At 69.2% G+C, this 14,124-nt stretch carries 11 protein-coding genes; 4 read left to right on the top strand and 7 right to left on the bottom strand.

Annotated features, from left to right (window positions below; genetic code table 11):
* Nucleotides 1-3 precede the first annotated feature (3 nt).
* Entirely contained in the window at nucleotides 4-1,443 is a 1,440-nt protein-coding gene (locus tag IMW82_RS11080) for an RNB domain-containing ribonuclease (protein ID WP_211004472.1), read from the bottom strand.
* Nucleotides 1,444-1,603: 160 nt separating this feature from the next.
* Here IMW82_RS11080 and IMW82_RS11085 point away from each other — a divergent pair, with 160 nt between their 5' ends.
* Nucleotides 1,604-2,080, top strand: coding sequence for a GNAT family N-acetyltransferase (locus tag IMW82_RS11085; RefSeq protein ID WP_108472747.1), 477 nt, complete (start codon nucleotides 1,604-1,606; stop codon nucleotides 2,078-2,080).
* Between the two features lie 63 nt (nucleotides 2,081-2,143).
* On the opposite strand, the gene IMW82_RS11090 is transcribed toward IMW82_RS11085, so the two are convergent.
* Nucleotides 2,144-2,926, bottom strand: coding sequence for a SapC family protein (locus IMW82_RS11090; protein ID WP_234411382.1), 783 nt, complete (start codon nucleotides 2,924-2,926; stop codon nucleotides 2,144-2,146).
* Between the two features lie 241 nt (nucleotides 2,927-3,167).
* Between IMW82_RS11090 and IMW82_RS11095 the strand changes: the two genes are divergently transcribed.
* Both IMW82_RS11095 and dxs read left to right on the top strand, forming a co-directional pair.
* The gene (locus IMW82_RS11095) at nucleotides 3,168-3,785 is read left to right on the top strand and encodes an HNH endonuclease (protein WP_211004473.1); all 618 of its coding nucleotides are present in this window, start codon (nucleotides 3,168-3,170) and stop codon (nucleotides 3,783-3,785) included.
* A gap of 165 nt (nucleotides 3,786-3,950) precedes the next feature.
* Nucleotides 3,951-5,843 carry a 1-deoxy-D-xylulose-5-phosphate synthase gene (gene dxs, locus IMW82_RS11100; RefSeq protein ID WP_211004474.1) on the top strand — a complete coding sequence of 631 codons (1,893 nt, stop codon included), beginning with the start codon at nucleotides 3,951-3,953 and terminating at the stop codon, nucleotides 5,841-5,843.
* A gap of 41 nt (nucleotides 5,844-5,884) precedes the next feature.
* Here dxs and prmC read toward each other — a convergent pair whose 3' ends face one another.
* Together prmC and IMW82_RS11110 are read right to left on the bottom strand one after the other, a co-directional pair.
* Nucleotides 5,885-6,709 carry a peptide chain release factor N(5)-glutamine methyltransferase gene (gene prmC / locus IMW82_RS11105; protein ID WP_211004475.1) on the bottom strand — a complete coding sequence of 275 codons (825 nt, stop codon included), beginning with the start codon at nucleotides 6,707-6,709 and terminating at the stop codon, nucleotides 5,885-5,887.
* Nucleotides 6,702-10,865, bottom strand: a complete 4,164-nt coding sequence (locus tag IMW82_RS11110) for a hypothetical protein (protein WP_211004476.1) — start codon at nucleotides 10,863-10,865, stop codon at nucleotides 6,702-6,704. Before IMW82_RS11110 ends, prmC begins: the two co-directional genes overlap by 8 nt.
* 196 nt (nucleotides 10,866-11,061) lie before the next feature.
* On the opposite strand from IMW82_RS11110, the gene IMW82_RS11115 reads away from it, so the two are divergent.
* Complete coding sequence (locus IMW82_RS11115; RefSeq protein ID WP_211004477.1) at nucleotides 11,062-12,075, top strand: NADP-dependent oxidoreductase; 1,014 nt, start codon at nucleotides 11,062-11,064, stop codon at nucleotides 12,073-12,075.
* A gap of 127 nt (nucleotides 12,076-12,202) precedes the next feature.
* Here the strand turns inward: IMW82_RS11115 and IMW82_RS11120 are convergent, their stop codons facing one another.
* Genes IMW82_RS11120 through pdxH form a run of 3 tightly spaced genes read right to left on the bottom strand, consistent with a single transcriptional unit; the run spans nucleotide 12,203 to nucleotide 14,056 of the window.
* Nucleotides 12,203-13,027, bottom strand: coding sequence for a cobalamin-binding protein (locus IMW82_RS11120; protein ID WP_211004478.1), 825 nt, complete (start codon nucleotides 13,025-13,027; stop codon nucleotides 12,203-12,205).
* Between the two features lie 4 nt (nucleotides 13,028-13,031).
* Complete coding sequence (locus IMW82_RS11125) at nucleotides 13,032-13,472, bottom strand: secondary thiamine-phosphate synthase enzyme YjbQ (RefSeq protein WP_211004479.1); 441 nt, start codon at nucleotides 13,470-13,472, stop codon at nucleotides 13,032-13,034.
* Nucleotides 13,469-14,056, bottom strand: coding sequence for a pyridoxamine 5'-phosphate oxidase (gene pdxH, locus IMW82_RS11130; protein ID WP_211004480.1), 588 nt, complete (start codon nucleotides 14,054-14,056; stop codon nucleotides 13,469-13,471). Before pdxH ends, IMW82_RS11125 begins: the two co-directional genes overlap by 4 nt.
* Nucleotides 14,057-14,124 lie beyond the last annotated feature (68 nt).

The raw sequence follows: 14,124 nt of genomic DNA on the forward strand, positions 1-14,124 counted from the left end.
GTGTCACCCTGCCAGCTCGAACCGGGTCACCCGCCGCACCGGATCGGCTTCGACCAGGCTTACCCTGACGTCGGCGCCGAGCGGAAGGTTCGTGCTGCCCGACACGCTCGCCTCGACCGCCGGATCGCGGACGATCACCATGCCCCTGGCCGGATCGTCATGCGCAACCTCGACGATCGCGCCGTTGAAGACCTCGCCCAGCCGCGGCGCCAGCACGGCGGCTTCGGCCAGGCTCAGCACGGCACTTTCGTACTGGCCCGCACGATGGCCGGAGGCCTGCATCGTGGCCGGCAGGCCCGGCAACGCGGCCAGCGCCCACCCCGGCACCGGCTGCTTCGCGCACAGCGCCACGCAGACCTCGCCGGTATAACGATCGACCAGCCGGCGCAGCGGCGCGGTGGCATGGGTGTACTGCGCGGCCAGCGCCGAGTGCATCGGCTGCGCCGGCAGGGTGCCGTCGAACGCCGCGTAGCCGGCTCCGCGCAGCACCGTGGTGCAGGCGGTCAGCATCGCCACGTGGATGTCGTTCGACGGGTCCAGCGAACGGATGAAGCCGGGGTAGTCCAGCGCGGGCGGCCAGCTGATGCCGAGCACCCGCGCGGTGACGTGCAGGCGCTCGATCGCGCGCGGATCGGGCGGCGGCAAGGTGCGCAGCACGCCCACCTTCGCCTGCACCATCAGGTCCGCCGCGGCCATCCCGATCAGCAGCGAGATCTGCTCGTTCCAGTCCTCGATCGGCAGGCGCGCGCGAAATGCCAGCTTCCAGCGGCCATCGACCACGCTGATCTCCTGCTCCGGCAGCGGCAGGCTGATGCCGCCACGGGCGAACTCGCGCTGCCGGCGCAACTCGCCGACCTCGCGCAGCACCGCCCACATCGGCTCGGCCGTCCCCGCGTCGATGCGTTGCTGCACGCCGGCGTAGTCGAGCCGGGCGCGACTCCGCACCTTCGCCCGCCGCACGTCGACGGCGATGCTTTCGCCGGCCCCGTCCAGCTCGATCGTCCACAGCAGCGCCGGACGCAATTGATCGGGCAGCAGCGAGGTGGCACCTTCGGACAACACCGTCGGGTGCAGCGGGATTTTCGCGTCCGCGCCATACAGCGTCTCGCCGCGCCGGTTCGCTTCCAGGTCGACCGGGTCGCCGGCGCTGACGAAGGCGGCGACGTCGGCGATCGCGTAATACACCCGGTAGCCACCAGCGGTGTGCTCGACGTACATCGCCTGGTCCAGGTCCATCGAGCCGGGCGGGTCGATGGTCACCAGGGCGATGTCGCTGCGATCCAGTTCCGGCAGCCGCGGGTTCGCCGCCGCCTGCGCCGCGGCGGCCTCGACCTCGGGCGGGAACGCCAACGGCAGCTTCAGCTCGGCGTGGATGTCGCGCATGCCCTGCGCGAGCACCGGATCCCCGGCAGGCTGGATGTGGAGGCGGCGGGTGGTCGACATGGGCGATCTCCTTGCGTGGATGCCGTTCGGCGCCGCGGGGTCGATGCAGCGCTCTCGCGTTTGCCGCACTTCGTGGAATATACACGTGCCGGCAGGGACTACCGCAGCCACGAGGCAAGGTGTAGAAACGGCACCGTCACCCCGCCACCGATCGCTCCTCATGACCGACATGTCCCTGCTGATCCGCCTGGCCGAAGAAGAAGACGACGAATTCATCCTGGCGCAGGTGCCGCGTTTCGTGGATTTCACGCTGCCGCCGTGGCGACGGCGCCACGAATGCATCGAGGGCATCCGCAGCGATCTGTTGCGCCACCTGGAAGACCAGCCGGCGAACAGCTACCTGTTCGTGGCCGAGGATGCGGACGGCGAACGGGCCGGCTTCATCCACCTGCAGCGCACCGCGGATTTCTTCACCGGGCGCAGCAACTGCCACATCTCCGACATCGCGGTGGCGCCACAATACGAGAACCGCGGCGTCGGCAAGGCGCTGCTGGCGCACGCCGAGGCCTGGGCACGCGACCATCAGTGCCAACTGGTTACGCTGGCGGTGTTCCCCGGCAACGAGCGCGCCCGGGCGCTGTACGAAACTTCGGGCTATTCGCCCGACCTGCTGCGGCTGGCCAAGCCGGTCCGCTGAATGCGCCAACGAAAGAAGCCGCCCGAGGGCGGCTTCCTTGTTGCGACCAGCGGAATGGAACGCTCAGTTCGCGACCGTGCCGGCAGCCGCCTCGGCCTGCTCACGCACGTCCAGCCGACGGGCCAGGCGGTCGATGTTGGTCAGCGACAGCAGGTGCGCATAGATCCAGCCGAAGATGCCCTCGCGCAGGAATTCCTGGGCGGTCTTCTCGTCCAGCTCGCGTAGCTTGGCCTCGTTGACCACGAACAGGCCATTGAGGTTGATCGATTTGCCCTGCTGGCCGTCCTTGCCTTCCTTCTGCAGCTGCACGCTGCGCGGCTCCAGCAGGTCGTGCTTGTTCAGCTGCTCCACGAACCACTTGGTGCGCGCCACGTTCTGCTGGAAATCGCCGAGGAAGCCCACGGCATTGGCCAGCAGCTCGCTGTCGGTACCGTCTTCCTGGAACAGGCGCTGGCCTTCGTCCGCGTTGAAGCCCTCGTAACGCTCGTCGAGGAACACGGTGAAGTCGTCGCCCTCCTGCCCGACCGGCTTCTCGGCCAGCACGAACGGGTAGCGGCGCACGAAGGCGGGAACGTACGTATCCGGCGCCCACTGGCCGTTGGCGTCGACGTACAGGTTTTCGTTCTGGCGCAGGCCCAGCAGGGCCATCGGGCCGGCATCGGCGGTGCTGGTGCCGGCGAACACGATCAGCAGGTCGCGCGCGGCGACGCCGAATTCGACGCCGGTCAGCGGCACGGAATGCGCGTTCATGGCGAACTTCACGTTCGGCACGGCCTTCATGCGCAGGTCTTTGTGCTCGACACGGTTGAGCGGTACCGGATGCTCGTAGAAAAGAACTTCAGCCACGTTGTCCACCTCTGCCCACCGCCGTGCCGGGTCACCACCAAGCGCCCCTACCAAACCCGGCGTCGGGTCTGTGTTGACTGGCAATCATATCAGTGCTTATCCGCAACGGCGACTGCCCGCCAGGGGTGGCGCTGCCTCATTTGCATGCGGATTGCAACGAAATTGTTCTATGCTGGCCGCAGACAAGCACCCCGCATTGCCCGAACGCTCTTTCGACGCCCCTGGCTGAAGGACGATTTACATGCTGATGGAAGTGCCAAGTCGGGCCGACTTCAACGCGACCCGCGTGTTGTCACTGGACGCCGCCGGCCGCATCCTCGACTGGATCAGCTGGCAGGAGGCGGTTTGCCTGTACGTCCGTGACGCGGTCGCCTGGACCCTGGGCGACCCCTGCCTCACCGTGCACGGCGGCCACAACCGCCTGCTCGGCGCGCAGAGCCTGCTGCAGCTGCACCCGATCATCGCCAGCACCGGCCACTGCCGCGAGCATGCGATCGACCCGGCGCCGGCATTGACCAACACCGCCCTGTTCGCCCGCGACCGCCACATCTGCCTGTATTGCGGCGAGCATTTCGTCCGCGCCGAACTCACCCGCGACCACGTGTTGCCGATCTCCAAGCGCGGCAAGGACGAGTGGGAGAACGTGGTCAGCGCCTGCCTCGCGTGCAACCTGAAGAAGAGCAACCGCACCCCGCAGGAAGCCAACATGCCGCTGCTGGCGGTGCCGTACCGGCCGAGCTGGGTGGAGCACCTGATCCTGTCCAACCGCAACATCCTGGCCGACCAGATGGAATTCCTGGTCAGCCGGCTGCCGCGCGACCGGCGCTCGATGTCCATGCCCGCGCCCGCGGCCGCCTGAGCCCGATCGATCGGGTCGTCCCGACTTGTCGTTGTGCGCGCCACGGTCCCGACGACGGCGCCACGTGAACCCGCGCGCCACGCGGGCACCTCCTGCGGCGCCCCGCCAGCGCCTGTTCACATGTCTGCCCTTGCCCCGCCCCGCCGCTGGACCAACAATACGCGGATGAACGACCTTTCCCACTACCCCCACCTGGCGCCGATCGAGACGCCGGCCGATCTGCGCCGCGTGCCCGACGACGAGCTTCCCGCCGTCGCCGACGAGCTGCGCCAGTACCTGATCGAGGCGGTGGCCAGCTCCGGCGGCCATTTCGGCGCGGGCCTGGGCGTGGTGGAACTGACCGTGGCGTTGCACCACGAATTCGACACGCCGCACGACCGCCTGGTGTGGGACGTCGGCCACCAGTGCTACCCGCACAAGATCCTCACCGGCCGCCGCGACCGCATCACCACGATCAAGAAGAAGGACGGCCTGGCGCCATTCCCGCGCCGCGAGGAAAGCGAATACGACACCTTCGGCGTCGGCCATTCGTCCACCTCGATCTCGGCCGCGCTGGGCATGGCGATCGCCGCGCAGCACAAGGGCGACCAGCGCAAGGTCGTCGCGGTGATCGGCGACGGCGCGATGACCGCCGGCATGGCGTTCGAGGCGCTCAACCACGGCGGCGACGTCGAGCCGAACCTGCTGGTGGTGTTCAACGACAACGGCATGTCGATCAGCGAGAACGTGGGCGCGATGACCAAGATGATGGCCCGCGCCATGGCCAGCCGCCGCCTCAACCAGCTGCGCGAACGGGCCAAGCGAGCAATCCCGAAGCAGTCCTTCATGGGCCGCTTCTTCAAGCGCTGGGAAGAGCACGCCAAGGGCATGTTCGTGCCCTCGACGCTGTTCGAGGAGCTGGGCTTCCACTACACCGGCCCGATCGACGGTCACAACATCCCGAAGCTGCTGCAGGCGCTGCGCACGGTGAAGAACCTGCCCGGCCCGCAGCTGCTGCACGTGATCACCACCAAGGGCAAGGGCTACGCCCCGGCCGAGCAGGAACAGATCAAGTACCACGCGGTGGGTCCGTTCGATCCGCAGGCGGGCCTGGTGAAGAAGGCGGCGCCGGCCCGGCCTGCCTACACCGACGTCTTCGGCGACTGGCTGTGCGACCAGGCCGCCGCCGACGAGCGACTGCTCGGCATTACCCCGGCAATGCGCGAGGGTTCCGGCCTGGTGCGTTTCTCGAAGGAATACCCCGAGCGCTACTTCGACGTGGCGATCGCCGAACAGCACGCGGTGACACTGGCCGCCGGCATGGCCTGCGAAGGCGCCAAACCGGTGGTGGCGATCTACTCCACCTTCCTGCAGCGCGCCTATGACCAGGCGATCCATGACGTGGCGCTGCAGAACCTCGACGTCACCTTCGCCATCGACCGCGCCGGCGTGGTCGGGCCGGACGGCGCCACCCATTCGGGCAGCTTCGACCTGACCTACCTGCGCTGCCTGCCGAACATGGTCATCATGGCGCCGGCCGACGAGAACGAGTGCCGCATGATGCTGAGCACCGGCTTCCACCACCACGGCCCCGCCGCCATCCGCTACCCGCGCGGCACCGGCCCCGGCGCCGCGATCCACCAGCAACTCGACACGCTGCCGCTCGGCAAGGCCGAGCTGCGCCGGCGCGGCCACCGCCTGGCCCTGCTCAGCTTCGGCACGATGCTGGCACCGGCCGCCACGATCGCCGCCGAACTCGATGCCACCCTGGTCAACATGCGCTTCGTGAAACCGCTGGACGAGGCGCTGCTCGTGGAACTGGCGCAGACCCACGACGCCTTCGTCACCCTGGAAGACAACGCGGTCGCCGGCGGTGCCGGCTCCGCCGTGGCCGAATGCCTGGCCGCACACGGCATCACCCTGCCGATCCTGCATCTCGGCCTTCCAGACGTCTATCTGGAGCATGGCAGCCGCGAGGAAGTGCTGAGCATGGCCGGCCTCGACCTGCCCGGCATCCGCCACGCGATCCGCGCGCGCTTCCCGCAGCTTGCCGCCGCCAGCATCGCCAGCGCGGGCTGAGATCCGCCATCCCACCGGCAGGCGGGTCGGTGCGCGACGACCTACCCGAGACGCCCGCCGCTGACCCGATCGCGCAACTCCAGATCCTGCGCCGTGAATACCTCGGCATAGCCGGCCTCGATGAGCAGGGCGCGGGCGGCGGTGCCCTGGTTCCAGCCGTGTTCGAACAGCAGCCAGGCATCGGCATGCAGGTGGGCACGGGCGTCGCGCACGATGCGGCGGATGTCGTCGAGGCCGTCGGCGCCGGAGGCCAGTGCGCTGGCGGGTTCATGGCGCAAGTCGCCCCGCGCCAGGTGCGGGTCAGCCGCTTCGATGTACGGGGGGTTGGAGACGATCAGGTCGAAGTGCTGGCCAGCCAGCGGCGCCAGCCAGTCGCCATGCACGAAGGCGACGTTGCCGAGGGCATGACGTTGCGCATTGCGCTGGGCCACGGCGAGTGCGGCGGCGCTGGCGTCGGTGGCGACCACCCGGGCGCGTGGCCGCTCGCGCGCAATGGCCAGCGCGATCGCACCGCTGCCGGTGCCGAGATCGGCCACGCTGCAGGCAGCGATTGACGGCAGGCGCTGCAGCGCCAGCTCCACCAGCAGTTCAGTTTCCGGGCGCGGGATCAGCGTGGCCGGGGTCACTTCCAGATCCAGCGACCAGAAGCCGCGCCGGCCGGTGAGATAGGCCACCGGTTCGCCCGCGGCGCGGCGCTCGACCAGGGCGGCATAAGCCGTCTGGACGTCCATATCCGGCACGTCGTCGGCGTGGGTGAACAGCCAGCTGCGCGGTTGCTGCAGTACATGCAGCAACAGCAGCTCGGCGTCGACGCGCTCGCCGAGCCGAACGGTCGCGGCAGCCAGCATGTTGCGGACATCAGGCATGCGGCGGCTCCGTCGCCGAGGGCGGCAACTGCGGCGGCGTCACGCCCGGCTTCGGCGCGCGCTTGCGCCAGTAGCCGCCGCGCGTCCACGCGCCGAACGCCCAGCGTAGCCAGTCGATCAGCGACCACGCCAGCCACAGCGCCCACGCCAGCATGGCCAGCTTGTACACCCACAGCGGGACGCTGAACACACCGGCACCGGGCAGCGCATTGGCGCTCTGGTCGGCGAACCAGCGCAGGTTCCACGCATTGGAGGCGTTGCCGGCCACGTGCATGTCCGGCAGGCCGAGCAGGCCCTTGGGCACCGCGCTGATCAGCACCACCAGCGCCAGCACGGTGAGCAGCGCGAGGCCCAGCTGCATCAGGTTGAACGTCGTGCTGTCCAGCCGTTCCGACGGCGTGCTGCGCGCACGCAAACCCAACAGGATCAGCCAGACCACCACCAGCGCGTAGGCACTCCAGGCAAACGCGGAGAAGCCCAGCCCGAGCAGCAACCAGTGCCGGAAGCGCAGCGGCGTTGGCGCGTAACGCGCGAGCAGCCAGGCGGCGAACAACAGCACAACCAGCTGCGACCAGTACAGCACCGCCGGGCCGGTAGTCGGCCCCCACGTCCACAGTACCCAGCGATCCTGCGGCAGCTGCAGCGCCAGGTCGACGTTCGCCACCGGCGCGTGCAGCGCGAGTACCGGCGTGCGCGTGCGCGCGGCGACACCGTGCGGCTCGCGCAGGCGCAGCGTGTAGTCGTGTTCGCCCGGCAGCAGCGGCAGGCTCAGCTTGCCGTCGCGCACGGCCAGGTTGATCGGTTCGCCGTCGCGATTTGCATCCAGCAATTCGGCGCCGGCAGGCAGGCCGATCGCGTGCTCGCCGCCGCGCGTACTGCGCGCGCGCAGGCTCAACGTGGTTTCGGTGGCACGCTCGCCGGCGCGGCTGGTCACCTGCATGCCATCGAACGCTAGGCTGTCGCCGGCAATCGCCACCGGCTTGCTGAAGGCCAGCTGCAGGCTCTCGCCGGGCAGCGGCTGGTACAGCAGCCCGTCGTCGCTGGCGCTGGTTGGCACGCCCTTCGCGTCCACATGCCACATCGGCGTGGCGTGGACTTGCCACACCTCGGCGCGCTCGCCCAGCGCCGGCGCCTCGAGCGCCAGCGTCGCCGCGTGATCGAGCCGGCTGGTCCAGCTCACCTCGCCGCTGTTCGCGTTGAAGGTGATGCCGATGCGGCCATCCTTCACCAGCACACCGTCGCCCAGCGGATGCTCGCCAGGCAGCAGCGGCAGCGTGACGCTGAAGCCGCCGTTCTGCGGGGCGATCCGCTCGACCGTGTTCTCGACCGTCCAGTCCACGCCCAGCTGCAGGCGGCGGGTAAGCCGCACGTACGGCGGAAAACTCTGTGCGGGCGGCAGATCCTTGCCATCGGTGGCCGTGTGCACGCGCTGCAAGGCAATGCTGTCGCCCAGCAGGCGACCGTCGTCGACGCCAGCCAGCGACCAGCCCTGGCCGTTGAACGCCATGCGCTGCGGGCGCAGCACAAAACGCAGGCTGGCGTTGTCCGTCACGCCGATGCGGTAGCGCAGGCTGACCCGGTGTACGCCACGCTCCAGCCGCAGCAGCAGCTGGTCGCCGCGGCGGCTCAGCGGTGCATTCGCATGGCCGTCCACACCGACATCGAGCAACTGCAGCGCGTCATCGGCCTGCGGTAGCGGCAGTGCGACGACCGCGCCGATGTGCGCTTCCAGTTCCACGCCCAGCGTATCGCCGCTCGCCTGCACTTGCACCTGCGCCACGACGGCGCAGGCCGGCGCACACTTCGGCGCTTCGGTCAGCCGGCTGCGCAACTGGTTCAGCAACTGCTGGTCGGGAAGACTTTGCGCATGCACGCCGGCCGGCAACAAGGCGATGGCCAGCAAGGCCGCGCTCGCCACGCCACCGCCGCGCCAATCACGCCAGCGGCCGCGCAGCGGCGTCAGCAGCAGCGGCACCAGCTTCGCCAGCAACAGCGCCAGCAAGCCCACCATGAGCACCCGCAGCAACCGCACCAGCCAGGCCGGCGCGATCACCAGCTGCGTACTCTGCTCCACGGTCACCGGGCCGGACCAGCCGAGCCGGTAGTCGTTGCCCTGGTCCCAGTGCGGAGTGCCGGCGCCGGCCTGGGTCACGCTGCGGCTGTCGACGGCGTTGCCGGCAAGGGTCGGTACGCCGCTCAGGTTCCGCACGGCTGACCCGGTGACGGAGACGGCTTGCAGCGACAAGTTCGAACCGTTTTGCATCGCCATCGCAGGTGCCGGTGGTGGCAGCGGCGGTGGCGGCGGCATCGTCGCGTCGGCGTAAACTTCGGCGACCGATGGCGGCGCCATGGGTGCAGGCGCCGGTGCCGACTGCTTCATCCGCGCCTTCGCATAGACCTCTTCCTGTGCTGCCTGCTCGGCGTAGCCCGCCGAAACGATCCGGCTCTGGCTTCCACCTTCCAGTTGCGGATGCAGCGCGTACTGCAATTGCGCCGCAGCGAACGGCAGCGTCCACAGCACCGCCAGCGCGAACACGGCGACGGCACCGATGCGAGCCACCGAACGCAGCCTTCCTTCCGGCAGCGCACGCAGCAGCAGCGCCAGCGCTAGCGTCGCCGCCAGCGTCCACAGCGGCGCGGCGCTCTCGTGCTGCGCCAGCGTCAGGTAGCCCGCGGCCAGCAGCGCCCACGGCCAGCCGAGCAGGCGGCCGGCCAGCAGTGCGATCAAGGCCACCACGAACAGGTCGAGCAGGCTCCACTGGGCAACCCACGAATCGGGCGAGCGGTCCACGCCGGTCGCGCCGAGCAGGCGGTAGCCGTGCGGCAGGTGCAAGGTGGCGTCGATGCTTTCCAGCGGCAGCTGCCAGCCGGCGCTGGGAATCGCGCCGTGATGTGTCGGCAGGCGCAGGCCGGCATCCAGATCGAGCTGCTGCTCGCGCAGTTCGACGCCACTGCGGCCGTCCCCACCCTTGCTGACCAGCAGCGGCTCACCGTCCTGGCTGGCCCGCTGCAACTGCCACGGCGCCGCCACGTCGAGACGCTGGCGATGACGCAGCTCGCCGCTGAGCCGGTCGGCCACGCTGAGGCCGCCGCCGTCGAAGTCCAGCCACAGCTGGCGCTGCAGGTGCAGTTGGTCGCCCTTGCCGCCCTCGTCGCCGCGCGTGCCCTGCTCGATCGCCAGGCCCGCGCCGTCGTTCAGCACGAAGGCCGGCAGCTCGCGCCACTCGCCCGGCACCCCGGCTTGCGCGGCATCGGTGGCGTTGCCGTCCACCCGGGTGTTGCGCAGGGCGGGCGCATCGTCGTAACTCCAGATCTCCTGCCGCGGCCACGGTGCCGCCGGCAGCTTCAGCGCCACCTTGCCCAGCGGGGCGACGCTGCGTGCGGCAAGCGTGACCGCCCACTGGCCCGGGCGCAGTTGCACGCGCAGCTGGCCGTCGTTGTCCAGCCGTGCGGGCAGGTCGCCAGACAAGGCGGTGGCCACGAAACCCTCCGGCAGCACCGGGCCGAGCGACTGCTCGCGCGCGCTGCCGGCGACGTTGAACTGCAGCTGCGTCTCCAGCGTGGCCGGCAGGCCGTCGACCAGGCGCCGATACACGCGCAGCGCCAGCGCGTCGGCGGCGCGCTGTGCGGCGGCGGCCTCGCCCAGGGTGAGCTGTTCGCCGTTGCGTTCGATGCGCGTAACCGCCGCGCCGTCGACGCTCAGCACCACCAGCCCGATCGTCGAAGGCACGCGCAGGCGCGCCGGGCGCGCCATCCACGGCAGTACGCCACGCAGCTGATAGTCACCGGGCACCAGCCACAACATCGGCTGGTCGCCCCGCTGCAGCACGGTGGCCGGCTGGTTGTTCGCGCTGACCTGCTGCGGCCAGCTCCGCGCGTCGCCGGGCAGCACCACCCAGCTCGACGCATCCACGTGCACATCCAGGCTGAAGCGGCCACCGTCCTTGTCCGCCGCAAGCACCAGTCGACCGGGCCAGGCGCACTCATGACTGCCGGCATTCGGCGTCTGGGTGGCGAGGAATGGACAGTCGTGCTGCGGCACGTCATGCAGCACCCAGCCCTGCCAGTCGCGCAGCGGTGGCGGTACGTCCTGCGCCGGCAATGGCGCCGCCAGCAACAGCCACAGGCCCAGCAGTCCGAGCGTTCGAGCAAGCATGCGTTTCTCCCTGTGTGCCGCGCGGCCGGCACAGTGTAAGTGGAACACGACAGGCACAAGCGATGTCGCCCCGGTTGCCGTTCCGGCACGAAACGACCTCGCCACTGATTCAACGCTGCCGGCGACGCAACGGGGTTACGTGCCGGCAACGCCGCCGCCGTATAGTGGAACGGGCTTTCCCGTCACGGTAAACCGCATGACCCGACTCAATCGCCAGCTGCGCCTCCGGACCCGCCCCGAAGGCCTGGTCCGGCGCGAGGATTTCGACCTGGTCGAACAGCCCGTGCCCGCGCTGAAAGACGGCGAGGTACTCGTGCGCGTGCTGTATATCTCGATGGACCCGACCAACCGCGTGTGGATGCGCGACATCCCGCAGTACCTGCCGCCGGTGGCGATCGGTGAGGTGATGCGTGCGCTCGGCCTGGGCCGCGTGGTGCAGTCGCGTTCGGTGCAGTACCGCGAAGGCGACCTGGTGCAGGGCGTCACCGGCTGGCAGGACTACCTGGTGCTGCACGAAAGCGCCAGGGGCTACGTGGTCCTGCCCGCCGACCCCGGCATCCCGCTGCCCACCCTGCTTGGCGCAGCCGGCATGAGCGGCGTCACCGCCTACTACGGCCTCACCGATATCGCTCCCGTGCAAGCCGGCGAAACCCTGGTGGTCTCCGCCGCCGCCGGCTCGGTCGGCTCGGTCGCCGGCCAGATCGGCAAGATCATGGGCGCCCGCGTGGTCGGCATCGCCGGCGGCAGCGACAAGTGCCGCTACCTCACCGACGAGCTCGGCTTCGATGCCGCCGTCGACTACAAGGCCGCCGACTTCAAGCAGCAACTCAAGGCCGCCACTCCCGACGGCGTGCACGTCAACTTCGAGAACGTCGGCGGCGAGGTGATGCGGGCGGTGCTCTCACGCATGGTGATCGGCGGACGCGTGGCGTTGTGCGGCCTGATCTCCGGCTACAACAGCGACGAGCGGCCGCACGACGATTACGGTGTGTTCGTGATGAAGCGGCTGAGCATGCGCGGGTTTCTGGTGCTCGACTACACCAGGACGCGCGAGGCGGTGCAGGCGCTTGCCGGGTGGATTCGCGACGGGCGGTTGAAAGCGGAGGAGACGATTGCCGATGGCCTGGAGAACGCACCGGAGGTATTGAACCGGCTGTTTGATGGGAGCCATCGGGGAAAGCTGGTGTTGCGGGTAACCCCACTGGCGTAATCGACCGGTGCTTTTTTCATGTCTGCTTTCAGCCAGGACCTTGCGGCCGACATGGCTGATTCGATGCTGGACACGATCTTGAAGCCGCGGCCGAAACCGCTTGCGCGACAGCCAGGGAATCAAGCTCTCAGCGCAGCGCCCATGCGGCGATGATCCGATGGATCTCGTCCAGCCCGTCGAACAGCGCCGCCGGGCCCGGCTGCAGGATGATCGGTGACTTGATCTCGTGCAGCTCGCCGTGGCGCACTGCGGGAATCGTATCCCAGCCCGGCCGCGCCGCAACCTTTTCGGGGCGGAAGCGCTTGCCGCACCAGGAGCCCAGGATGATGTCCGGCGCGCGCCGTACCACCTCGTCGCCGTTTGGCAGGATGCGCTGCTTCGCCAGCGGTTCGCGCGCGAGTTCGGGAAAGCAGTCGTCGCCGCCGGCGATGCCGATGATCTCGGCAACCCAGCGGATGCCGGTGATGATCGGTTCGTCCCATTCCTCGAAGTACACCCTGGGCCGCCGCGGCAGCTTTGCGACAGCAGCGCGGATCTCGGCGATGTGCCGCTCGGCGCGCTGCGCGTAGGCCTCGGCTTTCTCGTGTGAGCCGACCATCGCGCCGAGCCGGCGGATATAGGCCAGGATGCCGTCGACGCTGCGGTGGTTGCTGATCCACACCTCGACGCCGGCCTTGACCAGCTCGCGCGCGATGTCGGCCTGGATGTCGGAGAAACCGATCGCCAGGTCCGGTTCCAGTTTCAGGATCTCGCCGATCTTCGCGCTGGTGAAGGCGGAGACCTTCGGCTTCTCCCTGCGCGCGCGCGGCGGCCGCACGGTGAAGCCGGAGATGCCGACGATGCGGCGCTCCTCGCCGAGCGCGTACAGCACCTCGGTGGGCTCCTCGGTGAGGCAGACGATGCGCTGCGGGTAGTGGTCCGGCAGGCCGGCATCCGGTGCGGCGTGATGCATGCGTTCAATTCCCCAACACGGTCACCACGACCTTGCGCTGGTGCGGGTCGAGGCGGTGTTCCCACAGGTAGATGCCCTGCCAGGTACCCAGCATCAGCTTGCCGCCGTGCACCGGCACGCTGAGGCTGACCCCGGTGAGGGTCGAGCGGACGTGCGCCGGCATGTCGTCCGGGCCCTCCGCATCATGCTGGAAGAGCGCATCACCGTCCGGCACGGCGCGGGTGAACCAGCGCTCCAGGTCGTTGCACACGGCGGGGTCCGCATTCTCGCTGATCAAAAGCGAACAACTGGTATGCGCGGTGAACACCTGCGCGATGCCGGTCTGTACGTGGCTGGCCGCCACCGCGTCGCCGACCTGCGTGGTGATTTCGCTGAAACCGCGCCCGCGCGTGTGCACGGTGAAGCTGCCCTGCGCCACATGCTCCGCGGGCAGCGCGCGGGTCACGGGTACAGCATCCGGCTGGTCCAGGTCCGGCCGTGGCGATCCCAGCGCACCCGCTCGTGCAGGCGGAACTCGGCGCCGTACCAGAACTCCAGCATGTCCGGCTCCACCACGAAGCCGCCCCAGTGCGGCGGGCGGGTCACCTCATGGCCCTCGAACTGCTGTTCGTAGCGCGCCACCCGCTGCTCGAAACTGTCGCGATCAGGCAGCGTCTGCGATTGCAGCGAGGCCCATGCGCCGATCTGGCTGCCGCGCGGCCGGCTGGCGAAGTAGGCATCCGACTCTTCCGCCTGCAGCTTGCGTACCACGCCTTCCACACGCACCTGCACGCCTTCGCGCAGCTGCTTCCAGTGGAAGCACAGCGCCACCTGCGGATGCGCCTCGAGCTGGCTGCCCTTGTCGCTGTCGTAGTTGGTGTAGAAGCGGAAGCCGCGCTCGTCGACTCCCTTGAGCAGCACGATGCGCGAGGCGACCCGGCCGGAACCGTCCACGGTGGCCAGGTTCATCGCCGTCGGCTCGCGGTCGCCACTGGCCTTGGCTTCGTCCAGCAGGTGCTGGAAGGTGTCTAGAATCTCGGATTTGAGCATGGTGTCTGAAACTTTCCTTTTGCATCGTGGCCAACACGCGCCATCATGGTGCGGATGAATCTGACTGA

Source organism: Rhodanobacter sp. B2A1Ga4, from assembly GCF_018101315.1.
GTDB classification, from domain to species: Bacteria; Pseudomonadota; Gammaproteobacteria; order Xanthomonadales; family Rhodanobacteraceae; genus Rhodanobacter; species Rhodanobacter thiooxydans_A.

Excerpts from the sequence above, each read along its gene's own strand:
- IMW82_RS11115 (WP_211004477.1), top strand. The coding sequence starts at position 11,062 with ATGACCCGACTCAATCGCCAGCTGCGCCTCCGGACCCGCCCCGAAGGC.
- IMW82_RS11110 (WP_211004476.1), bottom strand. The coding sequence starts at position 10,865 with ATGCTTGCTCGAACGCTCGGACTGCTGGGCCTGTGGCTGTTGCTGGCG.
- pdxH (WP_211004480.1), bottom strand. The coding sequence starts at position 14,056 with ATGCTCAAATCCGAGATTCTAGACACCTTCCAGCACCTGCTGGACGAA.
- prmC (WP_211004475.1), bottom strand. The coding sequence starts at position 6,709 with ATGCCTGATGTCCGCAACATGCTGGCTGCCGCGACCGTTCGGCTCGGC.
- IMW82_RS11080 (WP_211004472.1), bottom strand. The coding sequence starts at position 1,443 with ATGTCGACCACCCGCCGCCTCCACATCCAGCCTGCCGGGGATCCGGTG.
- IMW82_RS11120 (WP_211004478.1), bottom strand. The coding sequence starts at position 13,027 with ATGCATCACGCCGCACCGGATGCCGGCCTGCCGGACCACTACCCGCAG.
- IMW82_RS11095 (WP_211004473.1), top strand. The coding sequence starts at position 3,168 with ATGCTGATGGAAGTGCCAAGTCGGGCCGACTTCAACGCGACCCGCGTG.
- IMW82_RS11085 (WP_108472747.1), top strand. The coding sequence starts at position 1,604 with ATGACCGACATGTCCCTGCTGATCCGCCTGGCCGAAGAAGAAGACGAC.
- dxs (WP_211004474.1), top strand. The coding sequence starts at position 3,951 with ATGAACGACCTTTCCCACTACCCCCACCTGGCGCCGATCGAGACGCCG.